The sequence below is a fragment of the Methylovirgula ligni genome (assembly GCF_004135935.1).
Taxonomy (GTDB): Bacteria; Pseudomonadota; Alphaproteobacteria; order Rhizobiales; family Beijerinckiaceae; genus Methylovirgula; species Methylovirgula ligni.
The window spans coordinates 1030228-1050674 of sequence record NZ_CP025086.1 but is presented as its reverse complement, the minus strand read 5'-3'; the positions used below and the strand labels follow the sequence as shown (position 1 = coordinate 1050674).

General features: G+C 63.0%; 17 protein-coding genes. 11 read left to right on the top strand and 6 right to left on the bottom strand.

Annotation, left to right across the window (positions count from 1 at the left end; all coding sequences use genetic code 11):
• Positions 1 to 46 precede the first annotated feature (46 nt).
• A complete protein-coding gene (locus tag CWB41_RS05045) occupies positions 47 to 1360 on the bottom strand; it encodes a phenylacetate--CoA ligase family protein (RefSeq protein WP_129396410.1) in 1314 nt (437 codons plus the stop codon).
• 229 nt (positions 1361 to 1589) lie between these two features.
• Between CWB41_RS05045 and CWB41_RS05040 the strand changes: the two genes are divergently transcribed.
• The 6 genes from CWB41_RS05040 (at position 1590) to rho (ending at position 7928) form a co-directional block, all read left to right on the top strand.
• On the top strand, positions 1590 to 2405 hold the full coding sequence (locus CWB41_RS05040) for an outer membrane protein (protein WP_245411141.1): 816 nt from the start codon (positions 1590 to 1592) through the stop codon (positions 2403 to 2405).
• Between the two features lie 315 nt (positions 2406 to 2720).
• Positions 2721 to 3533, top strand: coding sequence for an outer membrane protein (locus CWB41_RS05035; protein WP_245441071.1), 813 nt, complete (start codon positions 2721 to 2723; stop codon positions 3531 to 3533).
• Positions 3534 to 3725: 192 nt separating this feature from the next.
• A complete protein-coding gene (locus CWB41_RS05030; RefSeq protein WP_115835290.1) occupies positions 3726 to 4475 on the top strand; it encodes an outer membrane protein in 750 nt (249 codons plus the stop codon).
• A gap of 199 nt (positions 4476 to 4674) precedes the next feature.
• The gene (locus CWB41_RS05025) at positions 4675 to 5451 is read left to right on the top strand and encodes an outer membrane protein (RefSeq protein ID WP_115835291.1); all 777 of its coding nucleotides are present in this window, start codon (positions 4675 to 4677) and stop codon (positions 5449 to 5451) included.
• A gap of 225 nt (positions 5452 to 5676) precedes the next feature.
• The gene (locus CWB41_RS05020) at positions 5677 to 6402 is read left to right on the top strand and encodes an outer membrane protein (RefSeq protein WP_165204018.1); all 726 of its coding nucleotides are present in this window, start codon (positions 5677 to 5679) and stop codon (positions 6400 to 6402) included.
• 257 nt (positions 6403 to 6659) lie between these two features.
• The gene (gene rho / locus CWB41_RS05015) at positions 6660 to 7928 is read left to right on the top strand and encodes a transcription termination factor Rho (RefSeq protein ID WP_115835293.1); all 1269 of its coding nucleotides are present in this window, start codon (positions 6660 to 6662) and stop codon (positions 7926 to 7928) included.
• 31 nt (positions 7929 to 7959) lie between these two features.
• On the opposite strand, the gene CWB41_RS05010 is transcribed toward rho, so the two are convergent.
• Together CWB41_RS05010 and CWB41_RS05005 are read right to left on the bottom strand one after the other, a co-directional pair.
• Positions 7960 to 8373, bottom strand: a complete 414-nt coding sequence (locus tag CWB41_RS05010; protein ID WP_115835294.1) for an acyl-CoA thioesterase — start codon at positions 8371 to 8373, stop codon at positions 7960 to 7962.
• A 10-nt stretch (positions 8374 to 8383) separates the two neighbouring features.
• Positions 8384 to 10450 carry a thioredoxin domain-containing protein gene (locus CWB41_RS05005; protein ID WP_115835295.1) on the bottom strand — a complete coding sequence of 689 codons (2067 nt, stop codon included), beginning with the start codon at positions 10448 to 10450 and terminating at the stop codon, positions 8384 to 8386.
• Here CWB41_RS05005 and mnmE point away from each other — a divergent pair.
• The 5 genes from mnmE to CWB41_RS04980 all read left to right on the top strand — a co-directional run bounded on the left by mnmE (position 10449) and on the right by CWB41_RS04980 (position 16181).
• Entirely contained in the window at positions 10449 to 11789 is a 1341-nt protein-coding gene (mnmE, locus tag CWB41_RS05000; protein WP_115835296.1) for a tRNA uridine-5-carboxymethylaminomethyl(34) synthesis GTPase MnmE, read from the top strand. The genes CWB41_RS05005 and mnmE overlap by 2 nt on opposite strands.
• A 33-nt stretch (positions 11790 to 11822) precedes the next feature.
• Complete coding sequence (mnmG, locus tag CWB41_RS04995; protein ID WP_245411143.1) at positions 11823 to 13700, top strand: tRNA uridine-5-carboxymethylaminomethyl(34) synthesis enzyme MnmG; 1878 nt, start codon at positions 11823 to 11825, stop codon at positions 13698 to 13700.
• The gene (rsmG, locus tag CWB41_RS04990) at positions 13690 to 14364 is read left to right on the top strand and encodes a 16S rRNA (guanine(527)-N(7))-methyltransferase RsmG (RefSeq protein WP_245411144.1); all 675 of its coding nucleotides are present in this window, start codon (positions 13690 to 13692) and stop codon (positions 14362 to 14364) included. The genes mnmG and rsmG overlap by 11 nt, the downstream gene beginning before the upstream one ends.
• An 88-nt stretch (positions 14365 to 14452) precedes the next feature.
• Positions 14453 to 15274, top strand: a complete 822-nt coding sequence (locus CWB41_RS04985) for a ParA family protein (RefSeq protein WP_245441069.1) — start codon at positions 14453 to 14455, stop codon at positions 15272 to 15274.
• A gap of 43 nt (positions 15275 to 15317) precedes the next feature.
• Positions 15318 to 16181: a ParB/RepB/Spo0J family partition protein gene (locus tag CWB41_RS04980; RefSeq protein ID WP_115835517.1), complete on the top strand. Its 864-nt coding sequence runs from the start codon at positions 15318 to 15320 to the stop codon at positions 16179 to 16181.
• 6 nt (positions 16182 to 16187) lie between these two features.
• On the opposite strand, the gene holA is transcribed toward CWB41_RS04980, so the two are convergent.
• From holA to leuS, 3 genes are read right to left on the bottom strand one after another with little or no spacing between them, the layout of a single operon-like run.
• Positions 16188 to 17201, bottom strand: coding sequence for a DNA polymerase III subunit delta (gene holA / locus CWB41_RS04975; RefSeq protein WP_115835300.1), 1014 nt, complete (start codon positions 17199 to 17201; stop codon positions 16188 to 16190).
• Positions 17202 to 17735: an LPS assembly lipoprotein LptE gene (locus CWB41_RS04970; RefSeq protein WP_115835301.1), complete on the bottom strand. Its 534-nt coding sequence runs from the start codon at positions 17733 to 17735 to the stop codon at positions 17202 to 17204.
• Positions 17722 to 20352 (bottom strand): leucine--tRNA ligase, encoded by a 2631-nt coding sequence (gene leuS, locus CWB41_RS04965; protein WP_115835302.1) that lies wholly within the window; start codon positions 20350 to 20352, stop codon positions 17722 to 17724. The genes CWB41_RS04970 and leuS overlap by 14 nt, the downstream gene beginning before the upstream one ends.
• Positions 20353 to 20447 lie beyond the last annotated feature (95 nt).

Below are 20447 nucleotides of genomic sequence, written 5' to 3'. Positions count from 1 at the left end.
CGGGCCCATCCGGGATCTCGTTTCATTGCCGCGGGCCAGGGGCCGTTCAGGACAGCAATTCGTTGCGGAAGCCGAGGCGCTTGGTGTCGCGACCCCAATCGATTTTCGGCACCTGGTTCACCTGGATATCGAAACCTTCGCCGGCATAGGTCTTAACGAGCTGCCGGAAGGCGTCGATCTTGGCCGGCGGCAAGGTTTCCGGCGCGGCGATTTCGACGACGATCGTTTGCAGCTCGGTCTGGCGGATACGAAATTCCGAAATGTCGGCGACCGCGAGTATGTCGGCGCCACGGATCAGGAAGGGCGACAAACTTCCATCGGCATGTTTCAGCAATTGCTTGCTGCGCCCGTAGATATTCGAGAGCGCCGGGCCCTGATGGCCGCAGGGGCAGGATTTGTGCAGGCTCGCGATGTCGCCGACGTCATAGCGGATGAAAGGCGTCGCATAGGAATGCAGATGCGTCAGCAGCACGCGTCCGGCCGGCTGACCGTCGAAATCTGCCAGCGTGGTCTGGTCGATCTCGACCAGGACGTTGCTGGTGCAGACATGATAGAAATTCGGCGCCGACCCACATTCATACCCAATCATGCCGATTTCCTCGCAGGAATAATTGGCGGTGACCGGTATCCCGACGCTCGACAAAGCGTCCCGCGCCGACTGAGACGGCCGGTCGCCGAGCGAAAGCCAGATGGCGACACCAGCTTCCTTGAAGAAATCGACGCCCGCGAATTGCAACAGCGCCTCGACAATGCGCGGCTGCGCGATCATCAGGCCGATGGGGTCGCGGCGCAGCTCCTTGCTGAGCGCCTTGAGATCGGGGTGCGTGAACTCTATTTTTTTGTAGGCGCCTCTCAGGACGAAACCCTGCAGGCCATACGGGTTATCGACCTTGGATACTGTAAATCCGCACGGATCGTCGGTGAACAGGCTTTTGAACCGCGTGATGCTGAGCGACAGGTCGCGCCCATCGATGAAATGTTGGGCCAGGCCGCGGACGCTGTTGTAATAACCATTCATGCGCGAGACGAAGAATTCGACGGGTACGCCGGAAGAGCCGGACGTTGCATGTTTCTGCGTCGGCTCGCTGCCGGGCGGCATCAGCGAGCCTTCGCGCGCAACTTGTTGTCGCAGGTCGGCCCGCGTCAGGGCTGGGAGCGAGGAAAGTCTGACGTCAGCGTAGCTTTTCCGCGTGCCGATCCTTTGTCGCCAGAACGCCGAACGTTGGGCCGCATGAGCGAGCAGATTGCGCAATTGCGCCGCCTGCCAGTTCTCCCGCGCCACGCGATGGCCGGTCTCGACCAGCAGGATGTCCATGATCGAGGACAGAATCCTTTTGTGCTCGCTTTTGCAAAACGTCATCGGCGCTTCGCTGAAAGCATGCGGGGCGAGCGGCAGAGTGGAAAAATCGATTTTCATTTTCACCAAAAATAGTGGTTCCGCAGAGGAAAAGATAATGCTTCCGCAGAGGAATGTGGCGCCTGAGACACAACCCTGGGGAATCATCCCGCGGAAATGCAATTGAAGTTGCGGGTCGGCAGGTTTCCGCCCATAGCTTTACGTAGCGTTACGCTTTTTCTTGGGGGAAAAAATGATTCGCACACTTCTATTGTCTAGCGCAATTTGTGTCGTCGCTGCGGGGGCGGCTTTCGCTGCCGATCTGCCCAGCACCAAGGGTGAGCCGGTCTATGCACCGCCGCCGGCGCCGATCTTCTCCTGGACCGGCTTTTATATCGGTGTCAACGGCGGCTACGGCGGCAACAATGTGCAGTATAACGAGTACGACCCTTATGGAGAGGGCTACAGCAGCCACGAAAAGCTGACCAGCAGCGGCTTCGTCGCCGGTGGCACGGTCGGCTTCAACTATCAGTTCCCCACCTCCAATTTCGTGCTCGGCTTCGAGGGCGACTTCGACTGGAGCGATATCAAGGGCGAAGATAGCTACACGGAGTCATATTTTGGCGATTATTCATATAGCGACACGTATGGATCCAAGCTCAATTGGCTGGCTACAGCGCGGGCCCGCATTGGCTATGCGGTCTCGACGCCCTTCGGCAACCTCCTGCCCTATGTCACTGGCGGCGCCGCTTTCGGCAACGTGAAGGACTATGACTACGGCGGGTATTCGGACGAGACTGGCTACAGTGATAGCTGGACGCATACTTGGACAGGCTGGACCGCCGGCGCCGGCCTCGAATATGCGATCACGCAGAACCTGAGCTTCAAGGCCGAATATCTCTACGTCGACCTCGGCAATCACGGCGTGAATGACGAATACACCGACCTGGATCCGGGCATACAATACAGCGAGCATTTCACCGCGAATATTGTCCGCCTCGGCCTCAACTGGCGCTTTGGCGACTGGTTCGCGCCGCCGCCCCCGCCGCCGGTCGTGGCCAAATACTGATCCCGTTTCTACGGGGGGCATTCGGAGGCCGGTGGCGCAAGTCACCGGCCTTTTTCTTTGGGCAGAAGCTGGCGCCCCTTTTTACTTGAGTGGATGCGAAGGGGGACGGGGAATGCGTCAAGCCTGGCGGCCGCGCGCGCTGCTTAATCCCTCGCTCCAGTATCGAGCTCGCGCGGTCGGATTGGGCCATCGCGCAAATTGTAGCGCCGAGAGCACAGGCACCGAGATTCGGCCCGCGCGACCGCGATTGCAATTGTGGAGGGAGGGATTTTCGCTGATGGTCTTTTCAGTCCCAGATTGACGTAGGGGAAGAAAATGATTCGCACACTTCTATTGTCCAGCGCAATTTGTGTCGTCGCTGCGGGTGCGGCTTTCGCCGCCGATTTGCCCAGCACCAAGGGTGAGCCGGTCTACGCACCGCCGCCGGCGCCGATTTTCTCCTGGACCGGCTTTTACATTGGTGTCAACGGCGGCTACGGCGGCAACAATGTGAACTATAACGAGTATGACCCCTATGGCGAGGGTTATAGCTACCACGAGAAGTTAACGAGCAGTGGCTTCGTCGCCGGTGGCACGGTCGGCTTCAATTATCAGTTCCCCACCTCCAATTTCGTGCTCGGCTTCGAGGGCGATTTCGACTGGAGCGATATCAAGGGCGAAGATAGTTACACCGACAACTATGCTGATTATTCATATGGCGAGACGTATGGATCCAAGCTCAATTGGCTGGCTACAGCGCGGGCCCGCATTGGCTATGCGGTCTCGACGCCCTTCGGCAACCTCCTGCCTTATGTCACCGGCGGCGCCGCTTTCGGCAACGTGAAGGACTATGACTACGGCGGATATTCGTACGGGGATGACTACAGTGATAGCTGGACGCATACCTGGACGGGCTGGACCGCCGGCGCCGGCCTCGAATATGCGATCACGCAGAACCTGAGCTTCAAGGCCGAATATCTCTACGTCGACCTCGGCAATCACGGCGTGAATGACGAATACACCGACCTGGATCCGGGCATACAATACAGCGAGCATTTCACCGCGAATATTGTCCGCCTCGGCCTCAACTGGCGTTTTGGCGACTGGTTCGCGCCGCCTCCGCCGCCGCCGGTCGTGGCCAAATACTGATCCCGTTTCTACGGGGGGCATTCGGAGGCCGGTGGCGCAAGTCACCGGCCTTTTCTTTGGCCCGCACCCAATGTGTAGCACCGAGAGCACAGCCGTGGAGATTCAGGTTGGCCATCGGCAATTGTGGTTGTGACGCTCGGGGCACCCCCGCTAATGCTTCCCAGTTCCAAGTTTACGTAAGGGAAGAATATAATGATTCGTTCGCTTCTGTTATCCAGCGCGTTTGTTGTTATGGCCGGCGCCGCTTTCGCCGCCGACCTGCCGAGCACCAAAGGCGAGCCGCTCTATGCGCCGCCGCCGCCGGTCTTCTCCTGGACAGGCTTCTACATCGGCGCCAACGCTGGCATTTCCGCGGGTAATTTTAGCGTCGCTTCTCCGTTTGATGTTTTCATTGGCGACCAATCGCAGACGAATTCCGGCGGCTTCTCGGGTGGCGGCCAGATCGGCTATAATTATCAATTCGATAATTCCAACTTCGTTATTGGTGTCGAGGCCGACTTCCAGGGATCGACGCTGAAGGGCACGTATTTCGACGAAGAAGTTGACCCCTATCAGGTCGATTTCGGGACCAAAGTTAACTGGTGGGGCACCGCGCGCGGCCGCATCGGCTATGCTTTCGGCAATATCCTGCCTTACGCGACGGGCGGCTTCGCCTACGGGCGGGTTTCCGATTTCATCACTGAAGGTCCGGAGAGCTTTAGCTGGTCGGGAACGCGGACCGGCTGGACGGCCGGCGCCGGCGTGGAATATGCGATCACGCATAACCTGACGGCCAAGATCGAATATCTCTATACGGATCTCGGAACCTGGAACTATTCCGGCTTCCCCTTCGATGGTGATGGTTCGATCAATACGAAGGTCGCGTTTCACACCGTCCGCGCCGGTCTGAACTGGAAATTCGATTTCCTCGCGCCGCCCGCTCCGGTCGTGGCCAAATACTGATCCCGTTTCTGCGGGGGGCATTCGGAGGCCGGTGGCGCAAGTCACCGGCCTTTTTCGTTCTCGGACGTCCGCGCCGCTCCTGTTGCCGCACAGAGACAGCCGGGCGGAAAATGCCGCGAGCGGCATGCAGAGCATTGTCCGGCCAGGAATTTGCTCTAAAGCTCCAACCGGAACATCGCCGGTTTGAGGCCCTTGTAAGATGATTCGCGCCCTGCTGATGTCGAGCGCCGTCGCACTTGTCTGCGTCGGAAGCGCCTTCGCGGGTGATCTCCCCAGCGACAAGGCGCCGCCGGCCTATGAGCCGCCGCCTCCGCCTCCGCCGGAATGGACCGGCCTCTATATCGGCCTCAACGCCGGCTATGGCGGCGGCGACGTCCGCCAAAATCATTACAGCGCCGGCGTGCTCGACAATTCCGGCAGCCTGTCATCGAGCGGCTTCCTCGGCGGCGGCACGGCGGGGATCAACTACCAGTTTCCGGGCACCGATTATGTCGTCGGCGTCGAAGGCGACTTCGACGGGTCGACGGTGCGCACCAATGCCGGCGGCTATGACCTCGGCGGCGGCGCGATCGCCAACGACACCAAGCTCGACTGGTTCGCGACGGCGCGGGCGCGGTTCGGCTATGCCTTCGGCAATATCCTGCCCTATGTGACGGGCGGCGCCTCCTTCGGCCATGTCGATCAATATCGCGTCGAGCCGGGGGCTGATCCCTTCGGCAATTTCTCGGTCGGCTCGACCCGCACGGGCTGGACCGCGGGCGCCGGCATCGAATATCAGGTCACCCGCAATCTGTCGGTGAAGGCGGAATACCTCCACGTCGATCTCGGCCCGCAATATTACCAGACGCCGGGCGAGCTGACCTTTGCGCCCGCCAACGACCATTCCGCCCATCCGACGCTGAATGTCGTCCGCGCGGGGGTGGACTGGCGGTTCGAATGGCTGACGCCGCCGACCCCGGTCGTGCCAAAGTACTGAATTTATTAAATTTTTTTGGTGGCGGCTCTGGCTGCCGGCGTTCGCCTGGCATCCGAGTGATGCGGCGGCGCCACACCCATCCGGCGGTTTTCAAAAAGCGTGGGCGGGCGTGCGTTTTCGCACATTCGTGGTGAGGGGCTTGGCCTTTAACCGTATGAACGCCATTTAATGTGCGGGGCGGGCGGGTTTGGATTACCTTCCGGCGGCATTCGGGGATTTTTCGGCATGGTCCGGTCCGGTCTTTTGGCCTTTTCTGCGGTGCTCGCACTTGTTGCGGGCGCGCGGGCGGCTGACCTGACGAGCGCCAGCGCCCCGGCGATCTATGCCGCCCCGCCTGCCTTTTCGTGGACCGGCTTCTATCTCGGCGCGACGGCTGGCGGCGCCTTCGGCGGCCAGACGTTGAGCGGACCCTATGGTGGCCTGAGCGCCAATCCGGCCGGCTTCGCCGGGGGCGGCGAGGCGGGCTTCAACTATCAGTTTCCGGCCTCCAGCGTTGTCCTCGGCGGCGAGACAGATTTCCAGGGCTCGACCTTGCGGGCCGATTACGGATCGCTGGCGACGCCGGCCGGGGTGCTGACCGGCTCCTCGCAGCTCGACTGGTGGGGTTCGGCGCGGGCGCGGCTCGGCCTTTCCTTCGGCAATGTCCTGCCCTTCGTCACCGGCGGCTTCGCCTACGGCGATACGCATAATCAGATCGCGCTTGGTCCGGATAGTTTCTCGACCGGCGGCGTGCACACCGGCTGGACGGCGGGCGCGGGCGTCGAATATGCCCTGACCCGGAATCTGACAGCCAAGGCGGAATATCTCTACACCGATCTCGGAACCGCCGCGACGCAGTTGGGCGGCGACGGTGCGGAGCATACGCATGCCGCATTCCACGCCGTCCGTGCGGGCCTCAACTGGAAGTTCGATTGGAACGGCGCGCCGGTACCGATCAATTCGAAATATTGAACTGCGGCCGCCGCGGCGCCTGACCGGCGTCGCATTCGCTCCTGATTCTGTGCGCAGCTTGGGCTGGTGCAGGAGCGCAGTTGTCAAACAGCTCAAAAGGTTCTATCTTCTGGTTCTTCCCCTGCAGGCGATATGTCGGCGCGCCCCGTGAAGCGCCTTAGCTAAGGCATTGGCCTGCCCTTCCCAGGATTACCGCCCGTTTTGGGCCCTCCCACCCCGGCGCGCTTTCGAGCGCCCTTCCAAGGACAGAAATCCCGATGCGGGATATTAAACTTCAAGAATTAAAATCAAAATCACCCACCGAACTCCTCGCCTTCGCCGAGGAACATGAGGTCGAGAACGCCTCGATCCTGCGCAAGCAGGAATTGATGTTCGCGATTTTAAAGCAGCTCGCCAGCCGCGACATCGAGATCGTCGGCGAGGGCGTCATCGAGGTGCTGCAGGACGGTTTCGGCTTCCTGCGTTCGCCCGACGCCAATTATCTCGCCGGTCCCGACGACATTTATGTCTCGCCCTCGCAGATCCGCCGCTTCGGCCTGCGCACCGGCGATACGGTCGAGGGCCTGATCCGCAGCCCCAAAGAGGGCGAGCGCTATTTCGCGCTGCTCAAGGTCAATACGATCAATTTCGAGGACCCGGAGAAAATCCGCCACAAGGTCCATTTCGACAATCTGACGCCGCTCTATCCCGACGAACGGCTGAAGCTAGAGATCGAAGACCCGACGAAGAAAGACTTTTCCGCCCGCGTCATCGACATCGTTTCGCCGATCGGCAAGGGCCAGCGCGCCTTGATCGTCGCGCCGCCGCGTACCGGCAAGACCGTGCTGCTGCAGAACATCGCGCAGTCGATCACCACCAACCATCCCGAATGTTATCTGATCGTGCTGCTCATCGACGAGCGGCCGGAGGAAGTCACCGACATGCAGCGCTCGGTGAAGGGCGAGGTCGTTTCCTCGACCTTCGACGAGCCCGCGGTGCGGCATGTGCAGGTCGCCGAAATGGTCATCGAGAAGGCCAAGCGCCTTGTCGAGCATGGCCGCGATGTGGTGATCCTGCTCGATTCGATCACGCGCCTCGGCCGCGCCTACAACACCGTGGTGCCGTCCTCCGGCAAGGTGCTGACCGGCGGCGTCGATGCCAATGCCCTGCAGCGGCCCAAGCGCTTCTTCGGCGCCGCGCGCAATATCGAGGAAGGCGGCTCGCTGACCATTATCGCGACGGCGCTGATCGATACCGGCTCGCGCATGGACGAAGTGATCTTCGAGGAATTCAAGGGCACCGGCAATTCGGAAATCATCCTCGACCGCAAGGTCGCCGACAAGCGCAGCTATCCGGCGATCGACATCGCCCGCTCCGGCACCCGCAAGGAAGAACTGCTCGTTCCCGCCGACATCCTCAAGAAGATGTACGTGCTCCGCCGCATTCTCAACCCGATGGGCACGGTCGACGCGATCGAATTCCTGCTCGGCAAATTGCGCGAGACACCGAAGGGCAATGCGAGCTTCTTCGAGTCGATGAATACCTAGGCTACGGGCGCGGGCGTATTGACGCTCGCGCTTAGTCCTCCGGCAAGGGCCGTGGGCGCCGTGTCACCGGATCGATGGCGACAAAGGTGAAGACCGCTTCGGTGACCTTCACCGTCTCCTCGCTGTCGCGGGCGCGGCTCCAGGCCTCGACCTCGATCTTCATTGACGTGCGGCCGCGCGTGACAAGCCGGCCATAAAGACTCACCACATCGCCGACACGCACCGGGCGCAGGAAGTTCATCGCCTCGACACGCACGGTCGAGGCGCGCCCGCGCGCGATGCGCGAGGCGACATTGCTGCCCGCAAGATCCATCTGCGACATCAGCCAGCCGCCGAAAATATCGCCATAAGCATTGGTGTCCGCCGGCATGGTGATCGTGCGGATGACGGGATCTTCGTCCGGCGGCGTTTCGCTCTGCGTCAAGGACTTTTCGGTGTGGGTCATCGCGGCCCCTTTAATTTTTAAGCGCGAGCAGAGCGCCCAGTCCGGCAATATCATGAACCGGCAGCGCGCACACGCCATCCGAACAGACGAAAGCAGCCGCCGTGCCAGCCGCGGCGATCTGCGCCTGCGCCGGATGGCCCGGCGGCAGCGTGGCGCCGGGTTCGAGTTCGAGCACCATGCGCGTGTCGAAAGGCGCGGCGAGCGCGGCTTCATAAAGCGCCTGGCGCTGCGGCCCCGCGACAACGATCTCGCGGCCGCGCAGATAAAGATCAAGCGCATTCAAAATGCCGACATGGCCGATGGGCTGCGCAGTGACGGCCGGTGTGACGGCAGCAAAGAGCGCATCGGCCCGGGCGCGCCATGTCTCGTCGCTCGTCGCCGCCGCGAGGCGTGCCAGCACATCGAGCGTGACGGAATGGGCGTTGGGAATGGCGTCGTCCGACGTCGGCGTCAGGCGGATGACAATATCGCGCGCGTCGTCCGCCGCCATCGCGATGAGACCCGTCTGCGCATCGATATGATGACGGGCGATCGCCTGCGTGAAGGCGATGGCGTCGGCGAGATAATCGTAAGATGCGAGTTCAGCGCCCGTCATATGCCGCGCTTCGTGCAAGGTGAGAGCGGCGCGCGCCATCGCCGCATGATCGAGCGCGAGGCCGGGCTTCACGACGACACCAGCGCGCGTGCTATGGGCGAGACGCCGCGCGCCATCGTCATCGGTGAATTGCAGACGATCGACGATGTAATGATAGGCTCGCGTGGCCAGTGCGATCCAGCGCGGTTCGCCGAATGTCGTCGCCGCATGGACAAGCGCGGCGATCATCAAGCCGTTCCAATCGGCCATGATCTTATCGTCGAGGCCGGGATGCACGCGCGTCTCGCGCACAGCAAAGAGTTTTTGCCGGAGCGGCGCGAGGCGCGCTTCCTCTTCCGCCGTCGGCGGCGTTTTCAGTTCGAGACGATTGAGAATCGTGACGCTTTTGCCATGCTTTTCCTCGGCCCAATTGCCGATTCGCGAGGCATTGTAGAATTTGCCGAAGAAGGCCGCGTCCTCGGCGCCAAGGACTTCGACGAGTTCGGGCCAGGTCCAGACATAGAATTTGCCTTCCTCGCCTTCGCTGTCGGCATCGAGCGAAGCGCAGAAGCCGCCGCCGGCATTGGTCATCTCGCGCGCGAGCCAGCCGACCGTCTCGTAAGCGCGCTGACGAAAGAGTTCGTCGCCAAAATGCTGCCAGGCGAGCGCGAGCAATTCGAGAATCTGCGCGTTGTCGTAGAGCATCTTTTCGAAATGCGGCACGAGCCAGCGGTCGTCAGTCGAATAGCGCGCGTAGCCGCCGCCGAGATGATCGTAGATGCCGCCTTCCGACATTTTGGTGAGCGTCAGACGCACGAGATCGCGGTAGGTTTTGTGGGCCAGACGATCGTCAGCCCGCCAGAGAAATTCGAAGATCGCCGGATTGGGGAATTTCGGTGCGCCACGCAGGCCGCCGTCAACCGGATCGACATAATCGGCCAGCTTCGGCGCCAGAGCGTCGGCGAGGGCCAGGCTCAAGGGAGCTGCGTCTGCCAAGATCGGCTGAACCTGGCCAAGCGATTGCCGCACAGCTTCCGCATTTGAGGTAATTTTACCTCGATCATCGTGAAAGGCTCGGGCGACGCTGCGCAGCACCGTGACGAAAGCCGGGCGGCCGTAGCGCGCCTCTTTCGGGAAATAGGTGCCACCCCAGAAAGGCTCGCCGCGCGGCGTCAGGAACATGGTCATCGGCCAGCCGCCGTGCTCGCCGAACGCATGCAGCGCCTGCATGTAGATATGATCGATGTCCGGCCGCTCCTCGCGATCGACCTTGATGTTCACGAAAAGCTCGTTCATGACCGCTGCAGTCGCAGCATCCTCGAAACTTTCGTGTGCCATCACATGGCACCAATGGCAGGCGGCATAGCCGACCGAGAGCAGGATCGGCTTGTTGGCGCCCTCTGCCTCCGCGAGCGCCGCGGGGCTCCAGAGCCGCCAATGGACGGGATTGTCCTTATGTTGCAGCAGATAGGGGCTGGCGGCCTTGGCGAGTTCGTTGGACATGAGGGGCCTTGAACTGAGCGGCGCAACATCTGCGCCGGAGACGATCTATGCACTCGCCTCGGGAACGGGGCGCGCGGCACTGGCGGTTTTACGCCTTTCCGGTGCCGGAGTTCCGAAGATTTTGGCGGCGATTGTCGGGAAAGTGCCCCCGGCGCGCAAGGCGAGCTTGGCGACATTCGCCGATCCTGCAAGCGGTGAGCCGATCGATCGCGGACTTTGCCTCTATTTTCCGGCTCCGGCGAGCTTCACGGGCGAGGATTGCGCCGAATTCCATGTTCACGGGGGTCCGGCGGTCATCGCCGCTCTGCTGGCGGCGCTGGCCAACTTTCCGAAGACGCGTCCGGCGGAGGCCGGTGAATTCGCGCGACGCGCCTTCGAAAATGGCAAGCTCGACCTGACCGAGGTCGAGGGCCTCGCCGATCTGATCGACGCGGAAACCGAAATGCAGCGCCGTCAGGCTTTGCGCCAGACGCGCGGCGCGCTGCGCCATAAGGCCGAATCCTGGCGGTCTAAGCTGCTGGAGGCCGCCGCGCTCCTGGAGGCGGAGATTGATTTCGCCGACGAGGCGGATGTTGCGCCGCTGGCGCGGGAGGCACTCGCGGGCCTGCTGGCGCCGGTACGGGAGGATCTTGTGGCGGCGCTGGCGCAGGGCCGGGCGGGCGAGATCATCCGGGAGGGCGTCACGGTCGTGATCGCCGGGCCGCCCAATGCTGGCAAATCCACATTGCTCAATGCGCTCGCCCGGCGCGAGGCGGCGATCGTTTCGCCGCTCCCGGGAACGACGCGCGATGCGATCGAGGTCCATCTCGATATCGGCGGCTTCGCCTTCGTTTTGATTGACACGGCGGGCCTGCGCGAGACCGCAGACCCCATCGAACGCATCGGGGTCGCGCGCGCGCGCGCCCGCGCTGAAGCTGCGGACCTCATTCTCTGGCTCAGCGAGACGGGCGCGCCGCCGCCGGCCGATCTCCCTGTAGAGGTGCCGGTCTGGGCGCTGCACAGCAAGAGCGATCTTGACGGCGGCGCGACACCGGGTTTTCTGGCGATCAGTGCTGAAACCGGAGCCAATCTCGGTCTCCTGACGGAGAAGCTCGCCGGTTTCGCGCGCGCCGCTGCGGGGGAGGCGGAATCCGGCGTCATCACCCGCGAGCGTCATCGCCGGGCCTTCCTGGCGGCCGCAACGGCGCTCGATCGGACGCTCGCAGGCATCGGTGGTCCGGTAGAATTGCTGAGCGAAGATCTGCGTGCGGCTATCGAGGCGCTTGAAAGTCTGATCGGGCGGATCGATGTCGAGGACGTCCTCGGCGAAATCTTCGCCCGCTTCTGCATTGGTAAATGATATGTTTCACGTGAAACATTCCTGGATGAGCCTGTGAGCGCGAATACCTTCGACGTCATCGTGGTGGGCGGCGGCCATGCCGGCTGCGAGGCTGCGGCTGCGGCCGCGCGCCTTGGCGCGCGCACGGCGCTCGTCACCCATTCCGTCGCCGGGATCGGCACCATGTCCTGCAACCCGGCCATCGGCGGTCTCGGCAAGGGCCATCTCGTCCGCGAGGTCGACGCGCTCGATGGGTTGATGGGCCGCGTGGCGGACGAAGCGGGAATCCAGTTCCGCGTTCTCAATCGCACCAAAGGCCCTGCCGTGCGCGGCCCGCGGGCGCAGATGGACCGTAAGCTCTACCGCTCGGCCATGCAGGCGGCGCTTGCCGCTGTGCCGGGCCTTACGATTGTCGAGGGCGAGGCGGCGGAAATCCGCACTGGCGGAGGCCGCGTCGCCGGCCTCGCGCTGGCGGACGGGCGGATTCTCGCAACCGGCGCTCTGGTGCTGACCACCGGCACGTTTCTGCGCGGCATGATTCATATCGGTACCGAGCGTATTCCCGCCGGCCGGGTCGGGGAACCGCCGGCGCAGAAGCTCTCGGCCAGCCTGTTGGCGCATGGGTTCGCCCTCGGCCGACTGAAAACCGGCACGCCGCCGCGCCTCGACGGGACGACGATCGATTGGTACATGCTGGAGCGCCAGCCCGGGGACGAAGAGCCGGAGCCTTTCTCCTTTTTGACGCCCGCTATCACGACCGCACAGGTCGATTGCTTCATCACCCGGACGACCGAGGCCGGGCACGAGCTGATCCGCCGGAACATCGGCCATTCGCCCGTCTATTCCGGCGCGATCTCCGGCCGCGGCCCGCGCTATTGTCCATCGATCGAGGACAAGGTGATGCGCTTCGGCGACCGCGAGGCGCACCAGATTTTCCTCGAGCCGGAGGGCCGCGATGATCCGACGGTCTATCCCAACGGCATTTCGACGGCGCTGCCGGCCGATTTGCAGGATGCCTTCCTGCGCACCATCCCCGGCCTCGCCCATGTTCGTATGCTCCAGCCGGGCTATGCGATCGAATATGACTTCATCGACCCGCGCGAGCTGACCCCGGCGCTGGAGACGAAGCGTGTCACGGGCCTGTTCCTTGCCGGGCAAATCAACGGGACGACCGGCTATGAGGAGGCCGCGGCGCAGGGGCTTGTCGCGGGACTAAATGCGGCGGCGCTTGCCGGTGGCCGGCCACCGATCGGCTTCGATCGCTCGGAGGCTTATCTCGGCGTGATGATCGACGATCTTGTCACGCGGGGCGTGACCGAACCCTATCGGATGTTTACCTCACGCGCCGAGTACCGGCTGACCTTGCGGGCCGATAATGCCGATCAGCGGCTTACCGGCAAGGGCATCGAACTTGGCATGGTCGGCAGGGCGCGGTCGGCGGCCTTCAGGGTCAAGGCGGCGGCGCTGGAAGCAGCGCGCGCGCGGCTCGAAAGCCTGGCGCTGACACCCAACGCGGCGGCGCGGCACGGCCTCAAGATCAATCAGGATGGCGTCCGCCGCACGGGTTTCGACCTGCTCGGCTTTCCGGAGATTGATTTCGCCGTTCTGCGCAGCATCTGGCCGGAGCTTGGCAGCGTCGACCCGAAGACGGCGGCACAGATCGAAATCGATGCCAAATATGCCGTCTATCTGGACCGCCAGGCCGAGGATATTGCGCGTTTCCGTCGCGACGAGGCTTTGCGCCTGCCTGATAGCCTCGATTATCGAATGATCTCCGGCCTGTCGGCCGAACTGCGCGATAAGCTGGTCGCCATCCAACCGCAGACTTTGGGGCAGGCCGGCCGGATCGAAGGGATCACGCCCGCCGCGCTGACCCTGCTCGCCGCTCATGCCAAATCCCACGCGAGGCGGAGCCGCGCGCTTGCCGAGTAAGCTGCCGAGCGAGCTACAGCGTGACCGGGACGCGGCGCTGGCGTTCTTTCCGCTGCCGCCCGAGATCGTCCACCGCCTCGATATCTACGCCGAACTGCTACGCAAATGGCAGAAAACGATCAACCTCGTCGCCGCTTCCACCCTGCCGCATCTCTGGACGCGGCATATCGCCGATTCGCTGCAAGTTCAGGCCGCGGTGCCGCAGGCCAGGCTTTGGGCTGATCTTGGTTCGGGCGGCGGCTTTCCGGGCCTCGTCACGGCGATCCGGCTCGCTGAGACACCCGGCGCGCGGATGCATCTCATCGAATCGGATCAGCGCAAATGCGCTTTCCTGCGCGAGGTTTCACGTGAAACATCGGCACCGGCCGTTATTCATAACGCTCGGATTGAGAAGGTCATCGATCATCTAGGCGATCCGATCGAGGCTGTGAGCGCGCGAGCATTGGCGCCGCTGCGGGTTCTTCTGACCTATGCCGAAAATCTGCTCGCCAGGGGCGCTGTCGGCGTTTTTCTGAAGGGACAAGACGCCGATCGGGAGCTCAAAGCCTTGTCCACGACGGGCCGATACCGCATCATGGAGAAATCGAGCGTAACCGCGTCGGTGAGTCGGCTGCTTCTCGTCTATGACGAAGGCGCCAAAGCCGCTTCGGCGCGGCGGGGGTAAGTTGCAGCGTAACCCGCGAAAAATCTTCTAAAACAGACATTTAGAGACTCGCATGGCTGCGCAGGCAATCGGTTTTCGGAGACGGCGCGTGGCTTATTCTCCCGATCTTCGCGTTTTGGTCCTCGCCAATCAGAAGGGCGGCGTCGGCAAGACGACGACGGCGATCAATCTCGGCACTGCGCTGGCCGCTATTGGTGAGCGGGTGCTGATTATCGACCTCGATCCACAGGGCAACGCCTCGACGGGCCTCGGGATCGATCGGAAGAATCGCGCCGTTTCGACCTTCGACGTGATGATTGGCGAGGCGCCGCTGCAGGCAGCGGTTCAGCCGACCGCCGTGCCACGCCTCTCGATCGCGCCCTCGACGCTCGATCTCCTCGGCGTCGAACTTGAGATCGCCTCCGAGAAGGATCGTGCCTACCGGCTGCGGAATGCGGTGAAAGCCTTTGCCGACGCGCAGACGCAGCTCCCCGAACTCAATCGTTTCACTTATGTTCTTATCGACTGCCCGCCGTCGCTCAACCTTCTGACGATCAACGCACTCGCCGCGAGCGACAGCGTGGTCGTGCCGCTGCAATGCGAATTCTTCGCGCTCGAAGGTCTCTCGCAATTGCTCTCGACGGTCGAGACGGTAAGGCAAACGCTGAATGCCGATCTTACGATCCACGGCATCGTGCTGACGATGTACGACCCGCGCAACAATCTCGCGACCCAGGTTGCCGCCGATGTGCGTGGCTTCATGGGCGACAAGGTCTACGAGACGATCATCCCGCGCAATGTGCGGATTTCCGAGGCGCCGTCCTACGGCAAGCCGGTTCTGCTTTACGATCTCAAATGCAGCGGCAGCCAGGCGTATCTGCGGCTTGCCTCGGAGGTCATCCAACGCGAGCGGCAATTGCGCGCCGCGTGAGCGCGCTCAAAATTATGGTTAAGCGAATATGAAGGCGGCGAATATGGCAGAAGAATCCCGGCCACGGCTCGGCCGCGGGCTGGCGGCGCTGATCGGCGACGCCGGCGAGGAAGGGGCGGCGATCGCACGCTCGCGCGGGCAAAAAAAGGTTCCGCTCGCTTTCCTGCGGCCCAATCCGCGCAATCCGCGCAAGGCTTTCGACGATCAGGATCTCGAAGACCTCGTCGCCTCAATCCGCGAGAAGGGTATCATCCAGCCGATCCTCGCCCGCACCATCGCGGGCCTCGCGGACATTTACGAGATCATCGCCGGCGAGCGACGCTGGCGCGCGGCGCAGCGCGCCGGCCTGCATGATGCGCCGGTCATTCTCGTCGAAGCGGACGACAAACAGGCGCTCGAACTTGCCATCGTCGAAAACGTCCAGCGTGCCGATCTCAATGCACTCGAAGAAGCGCTCGGCTATCAGCAACTCGAAAACGAATATGGCTATACGCAAGCCGATCTGGCCAAGGTCATCGGCAAGAGCCGGAGCCATGTCACCAACACGCTGCGCTTGTTGAAACTGCCGGAGAAGACAAAGCAGCTTCTTGCCGAAGGCAAATTATCGGCGGGCCATGCGCGCGCGTTGCTCACCCGCGCCGACGCGGACGAGATCGCTGCGCGGATCGTCGCACAGGGCCTCTCCGTGCGCGACGTCGAAAAGCTGGCACAGAAAGCGGCGCCGCAGACCAAGCATAAACCCGCGGCCGAGGAGAAGGACGCCGATACGCGTGCCTTGGAGAAAGATTTGGGCGAGGCCCTCGGGCTTGTCGTCGCCATCACCCATCAGGGCGAGGCCGGCGAATTGCGTATCCGCTACAAGAGCCTCGAACAGCTTGACGATCTCATCCGCAAATTGAAGCGGTAGGCGCGCTTAACCCGCTTTCCGTTTCGCTTGCATTGCAATCGTCCACAGCGCGCGCATGCCGATCTGATCGGCGAGCTTGGGATCGCGCCGCGCCTTGCCGATGGCTTGGTTGATCGCGGTGATTACACGCGCGAGGCGTTCCGAGGACCAGTTGCGCACATGCTTCTCGAAGGAGTCGCCGCGCCGGCCGCCAAAGCCCGAACCCATACCTCTCCGGCCGGCCTCCGCATCGAGCCGTGCCCGATGCAGCATCGTCGCATGGCGCAGCGCCGCGCCAAGCAGCGCGTTATAATCGCCACCTTCGGAGAAGACGCGCTCGGCTGTTTTTTCTACGGCGGCGAGATCGCCCTCGAAGGCGCCGTCGACCGCTGCATTGAGCGCGAGGCTCGACGCGTCGGCAACGATGGCGGCGACATGGTCTTCCGTGACCGTGCCCGCGCCGCGCGCGTAGAGCGCGAGCTTCTGGATCTCCGCCCGCGTCGTCAGCCGGTCTTCGCCGAGCAGTGAAACAAGCAGCTTTTTGGCGTCGGGATCGATCGCGAGATTGTCGGCGCGCAATTCGGCCTCAACGAGCTGTGCGATGTCCTTGGCGGAATCCGGATAGCATTCGATCGCCACCGCGTGCGCGTTGGGCTCGCAGAGCTTGCGCAAGGGTGCATCGCGTTTCAGTGCGCCGGCCTCGATGATGATGGTGCAATCGAGCGGTGGTTTCGCTAGTACCGGTTCGAGCGCCGCGACGAAGCCCTTGCCCTGGGCGTCGATGGCGATGGCGCGGCGGCCGCCGAACATCGGGATCGTATTGGCCTCGTCGGCAAGACGCAGCGGATCGGCGGCGAGGTCATCGCCCGACAGCCGCAAAAACTGGAACGGGTCCTTCGCGTCATCGACGCTGTGCGCGATGATCTTGCTCGCGCGCTCGGCGACAAGGCCGGCGTCCGTGCCGAAGACGAGATAGATGGAAATATTCGGCGGCGGGCGGCCGATGAAACGATCGGCTTCGCTGTTTTTGACGGCGACCATTCAGTTCCGCGAGGCAAGTTCGGCGGCGACCTGGGTCGTGATCTCGTCGGCCAACCGCCGCGCATCGCGGATTTCCGCGTCGCGGGCGGCGCGAACATTGGTAAAGCGGTTGATGTTGCGGTCATAGCTCGCCGCGACATAGGCCTTGCCGACGAAAACCTTTTCATTGGCGGTCGGCACGAGGCGGAAACGGGCTGTCGTGACGATGGTTGCCGAGGTCGCAAGGCCTTCGACCGTATCGATCAGCGGCGTCTCGGTGCTTTCGGTGAGCGTGATGACGAGATGATATTTCGGATCGGTCGGCTCGCCGGTCCCGTTGAGATCGAGCTTCAGATTGTCGCCAAGATAATGGCCGAGGCGGCCGGAAATCTCATCGACCGCCACCGATTGCATCTTCTCGGCTTGCGCCCCATTGGCGAGAAAGCTGCCTGAGCCGTAGAGCGGGCGCACTTCCTCAATGCAGCCGCCGAGCCACAGCAGCGGCAGCAGCAGGCCGAGGCGAACGAGAACGGGGCGGGGATCAGGCAACGACATTCACGATCCTCTGCGGGACGATGATGACTTTCTTCACCGCCTTGCCCTCCAGGGCGCGCTGAACCCCTTCGAGCGCCAGAACGGCCTTTTCGATTGCCGCCTGGTCGGCATCGCGCGCGACGACGAGATCGGCGCGCTTGCGGCCGTTCACCTGCACCGGCAGGCTGATCGTATCTTCAACGATCAAGCTGCGGTCCGCAACGGGCCATGATGCATTTGCGATCAAGGTGTTGTGCCCAAGCCGCACCCAGGCCTCCTCGGCGAGATGCGGCATCATGGGCGCAAAAAGCTGCACAAAAATGTCCGCCGCCTCGCGAAAGGCATAGCGCAGGTCGGCGCCGATCTCGGGCGTCGCGATAGCGCCGACCGCGGCCGAGAGCTTGTTGGCGAGGTCATAGAGCTGGGCGACGGCGCGGTTGAAGCGCAGCCGCAGAATATCTTCCTCGACCTTGACCAGAGCCGCGTGCGCCAATTTGCGGACTTCGGCCGCCGGAGCGGAGAATTCGGCCGGCTTCACCGCGTCGAGGGGCGCCGCAAGGCCTGCGAGCTCATCGACAAGCCGCCAGGCGCGCTGGACGAATTTCGCCGCGCCCTGGACACCCGCATCGGTCCAGATCACGTCGCCCTCGGGCGGCGAATCCGAGAGGACGACCCAGCGGGCGGTGTCGGCGCCATAGGTCTCGATGATCTCGTCGGGGTCGATCGTATTGCGTTTCGACTTCGACATTTTCTCGATCGGGCCGATCTCGACCGGCGCGCCGTCGGAGAGGCGCGTCGCACGGCGGCCTTCCGTCGTCGCGTCGATCCTGATCTCCGAGGGGGCGACCCAGCCGCCGCTCGCATCGTGATAGGTCTCGTGCACCACCATGCCCTGAGTGAAGAGTCCGGCGAAGGGCTCCTTCAAATCGTCGGCGTGCTTCGTCTGCTGCATGGCGCGGGTGAAGAAGCGCGCATAGAGCAGGTGCAGGATCGCGTGCTCGATGCCGCCGATATATTGATCGACCGGCAGCCATTTGCGCACCATCGCATCGTCGGTCGGCGCGTCTTTGTCCCAAGGGTCGGTGAAGCGCAGAAAATACCAGGACGAATCGACGAACGTGTCCATCGTATCCGTCTCGCGCCGGGCCGGTCCCCCGCATTTCGGGCAGGCGACATGTTTCCAGGTCGGGTGGCGCTCGAGCGGATTGCCCGGCTGGCCGAATGTGACGTCCTGCGGCAGTTCCACCGGCAGGTCGGCGTCCGGCACCGGCACGACGCCGCAGGTCGGGCAATGGATGATTGGGATCGGGCAACCCCAGTAGCGTTGGCGCGAAATGCCCCAATCGCGCAGCCGGTAATTGACCTGCCGCTTGCCGACCGGCGCGCCGTCGAGCCTTTCGGCTTCGAGGCGGCGCGCGGCCTCCTCTTTCGCTGCCGCGATCGTCAGTCCGTCAAGGAAGCGCGAATGGATCAGCGTGCCGTCGCCGTCATAGGCCTTGTCGGTGATGATGAAGCTCGTCGGATCGACGTCCGGCGGACACACGACGGGCGTGTTGCCGAGGCCATAGGTGTTGGCGAAATCGAGGTCGCGCTGGTCATGCGCCGGACAGCCGAAGATGGCGCCGGTGCCGTAATCCATCAGCACGAAATTGGCGACATAGACGGGCAGCAGCCAATCCGCATCGAACGGATGGCGCACCTTCAGCCCCGTGTCGTGGCCTTTCTTCTCCGCCGTCTCGATGGCGGCTTCCGAGGTGCCGCTCCGCTGGCATTCGGCGATGAAACGGGCCAGCGCCGCATCCGTCCCCGCGAGCTTGGCGGCCAGCGGATGGTCGGGCGCAAGCGCGATGAATTTGGCGCCGAAGAGCGTGTCCGGCCGCGTCGTATAGACGTCGATCTCGCGCGCGGCGACTTTGTCGGTCGGCGCGAGTGCGAAGCGCAGATGCAGGCCCTCGGATTTGCCGATCCAGTTCTTCTGCATCAGCCGGACTTTCTCCGGCCAGCGCGGCAGATCATCGAGCGCGGCGAGCAGATCGTCCGCAGCCGCCGAGATTTTCAAGAACCATTGCGTCAGTTCGCGCTGCTCGACCAAAGCGCCGGAGCGCCAGCCGCGCCCGTCGATCACCTGCTCATTGGCGAGAACGGTATGGTCGACCGGGTCCCAGTTCACCTTGGACTTCTTGCGATCGACAAGGCCGCCGGCGAGAAAATCTAGAAACAGCTTCTGCTGATGCTTGTAATAGGCCGGGTCGCAGGTCGCGATCTCGCGCGACCAGTCGAGCGACAGGCCCAGGGATTTGAGCTGCGTCCGCATCGAATCGATATTCGCATAGGTCCAGGCGGCGGGATGCGTATTGTTCTGCGCGGCGGCGTTTTCCGCCGGCAGGCCGAAGGCGTCCCAGCCCATCGGATGCAGCACATTATGGCCGCGCGCACGCCTGAAGCGGGCGACGACATCGCCCATCGTATAATTGCGCACGTGCCCCATGTGGATCCGGCCGGACGGATAGGGAAACATCTCGAGGACATAATATTTCGGCCGCGGATCGTCGTTGCGCGTACGGAAGGTCTCCGCGGCGTCCCAAGTCTGCTGCCATTTGCGTTCGGCTTCGAGGGCGTTGTAGCGCTGTGCGTCCATGCTATCAGATTTGGTGCATCGGGTCCGGGCGGGTGCGGATGTACAGCATTATTGGCCAGACCGGTCAATGATTTGCGAAGATGCAGGAGAAGGCG

Excerpts from the sequence above, each read along its gene's own strand:
- CWB41_RS05020 (WP_165204018.1), top strand. The coding sequence starts at position 5,677 with ATGGTCCGGTCCGGTCTTTTGGCCTTTTCTGCGGTGCTCGCACTTGTT.
- mnmE (WP_115835296.1), top strand. The coding sequence starts at position 10,449 with ATGAGGGGCCTTGAACTGAGCGGCGCAACATCTGCGCCGGAGACGATC.
- CWB41_RS05010 (WP_115835294.1), bottom strand. The coding sequence starts at position 8,373 with ATGACCCACACCGAAAAGTCCTTGACGCAGAGCGAAACGCCGCCGGAC.
- CWB41_RS05045 (WP_129396410.1), bottom strand. The coding sequence starts at position 1,360 with ATGACGTTTTGCAAAAGCGAGCACAAAAGGATTCTGTCCTCGATCATG.
- CWB41_RS05030 (WP_115835290.1), top strand. The coding sequence starts at position 3,726 with ATGATTCGTTCGCTTCTGTTATCCAGCGCGTTTGTTGTTATGGCCGGC.
- holA (WP_115835300.1), bottom strand. The coding sequence starts at position 17,201 with ATGGTCGCCGTCAAAAACAGCGAAGCCGATCGTTTCATCGGCCGCCCG.
- CWB41_RS04970 (WP_115835301.1), bottom strand. The coding sequence starts at position 17,735 with ATGTCGTTGCCTGATCCCCGCCCCGTTCTCGTTCGCCTCGGCCTGCTG.
- rho (WP_115835293.1), top strand. The coding sequence starts at position 6,660 with ATGCGGGATATTAAACTTCAAGAATTAAAATCAAAATCACCCACCGAA.
- CWB41_RS05005 (WP_115835295.1), bottom strand. The coding sequence starts at position 10,450 with ATGTCCAACGAACTCGCCAAGGCCGCCAGCCCCTATCTGCTGCAACAT.
- CWB41_RS05025 (WP_115835291.1), top strand. The coding sequence starts at position 4,675 with ATGATTCGCGCCCTGCTGATGTCGAGCGCCGTCGCACTTGTCTGCGTC.
- CWB41_RS04980 (WP_115835517.1), top strand. The coding sequence starts at position 15,318 with ATGGCAGAAGAATCCCGGCCACGGCTCGGCCGCGGGCTGGCGGCGCTG.
- CWB41_RS05040 (WP_245411141.1), top strand. The coding sequence starts at position 1,590 with ATGATTCGCACACTTCTATTGTCTAGCGCAATTTGTGTCGTCGCTGCG.
- leuS (WP_115835302.1), bottom strand. The coding sequence starts at position 20,352 with ATGGACGCACAGCGCTACAACGCCCTCGAAGCCGAACGCAAATGGCAG.
- CWB41_RS05035 (WP_245441071.1), top strand. The coding sequence starts at position 2,721 with ATGATTCGCACACTTCTATTGTCCAGCGCAATTTGTGTCGTCGCTGCG.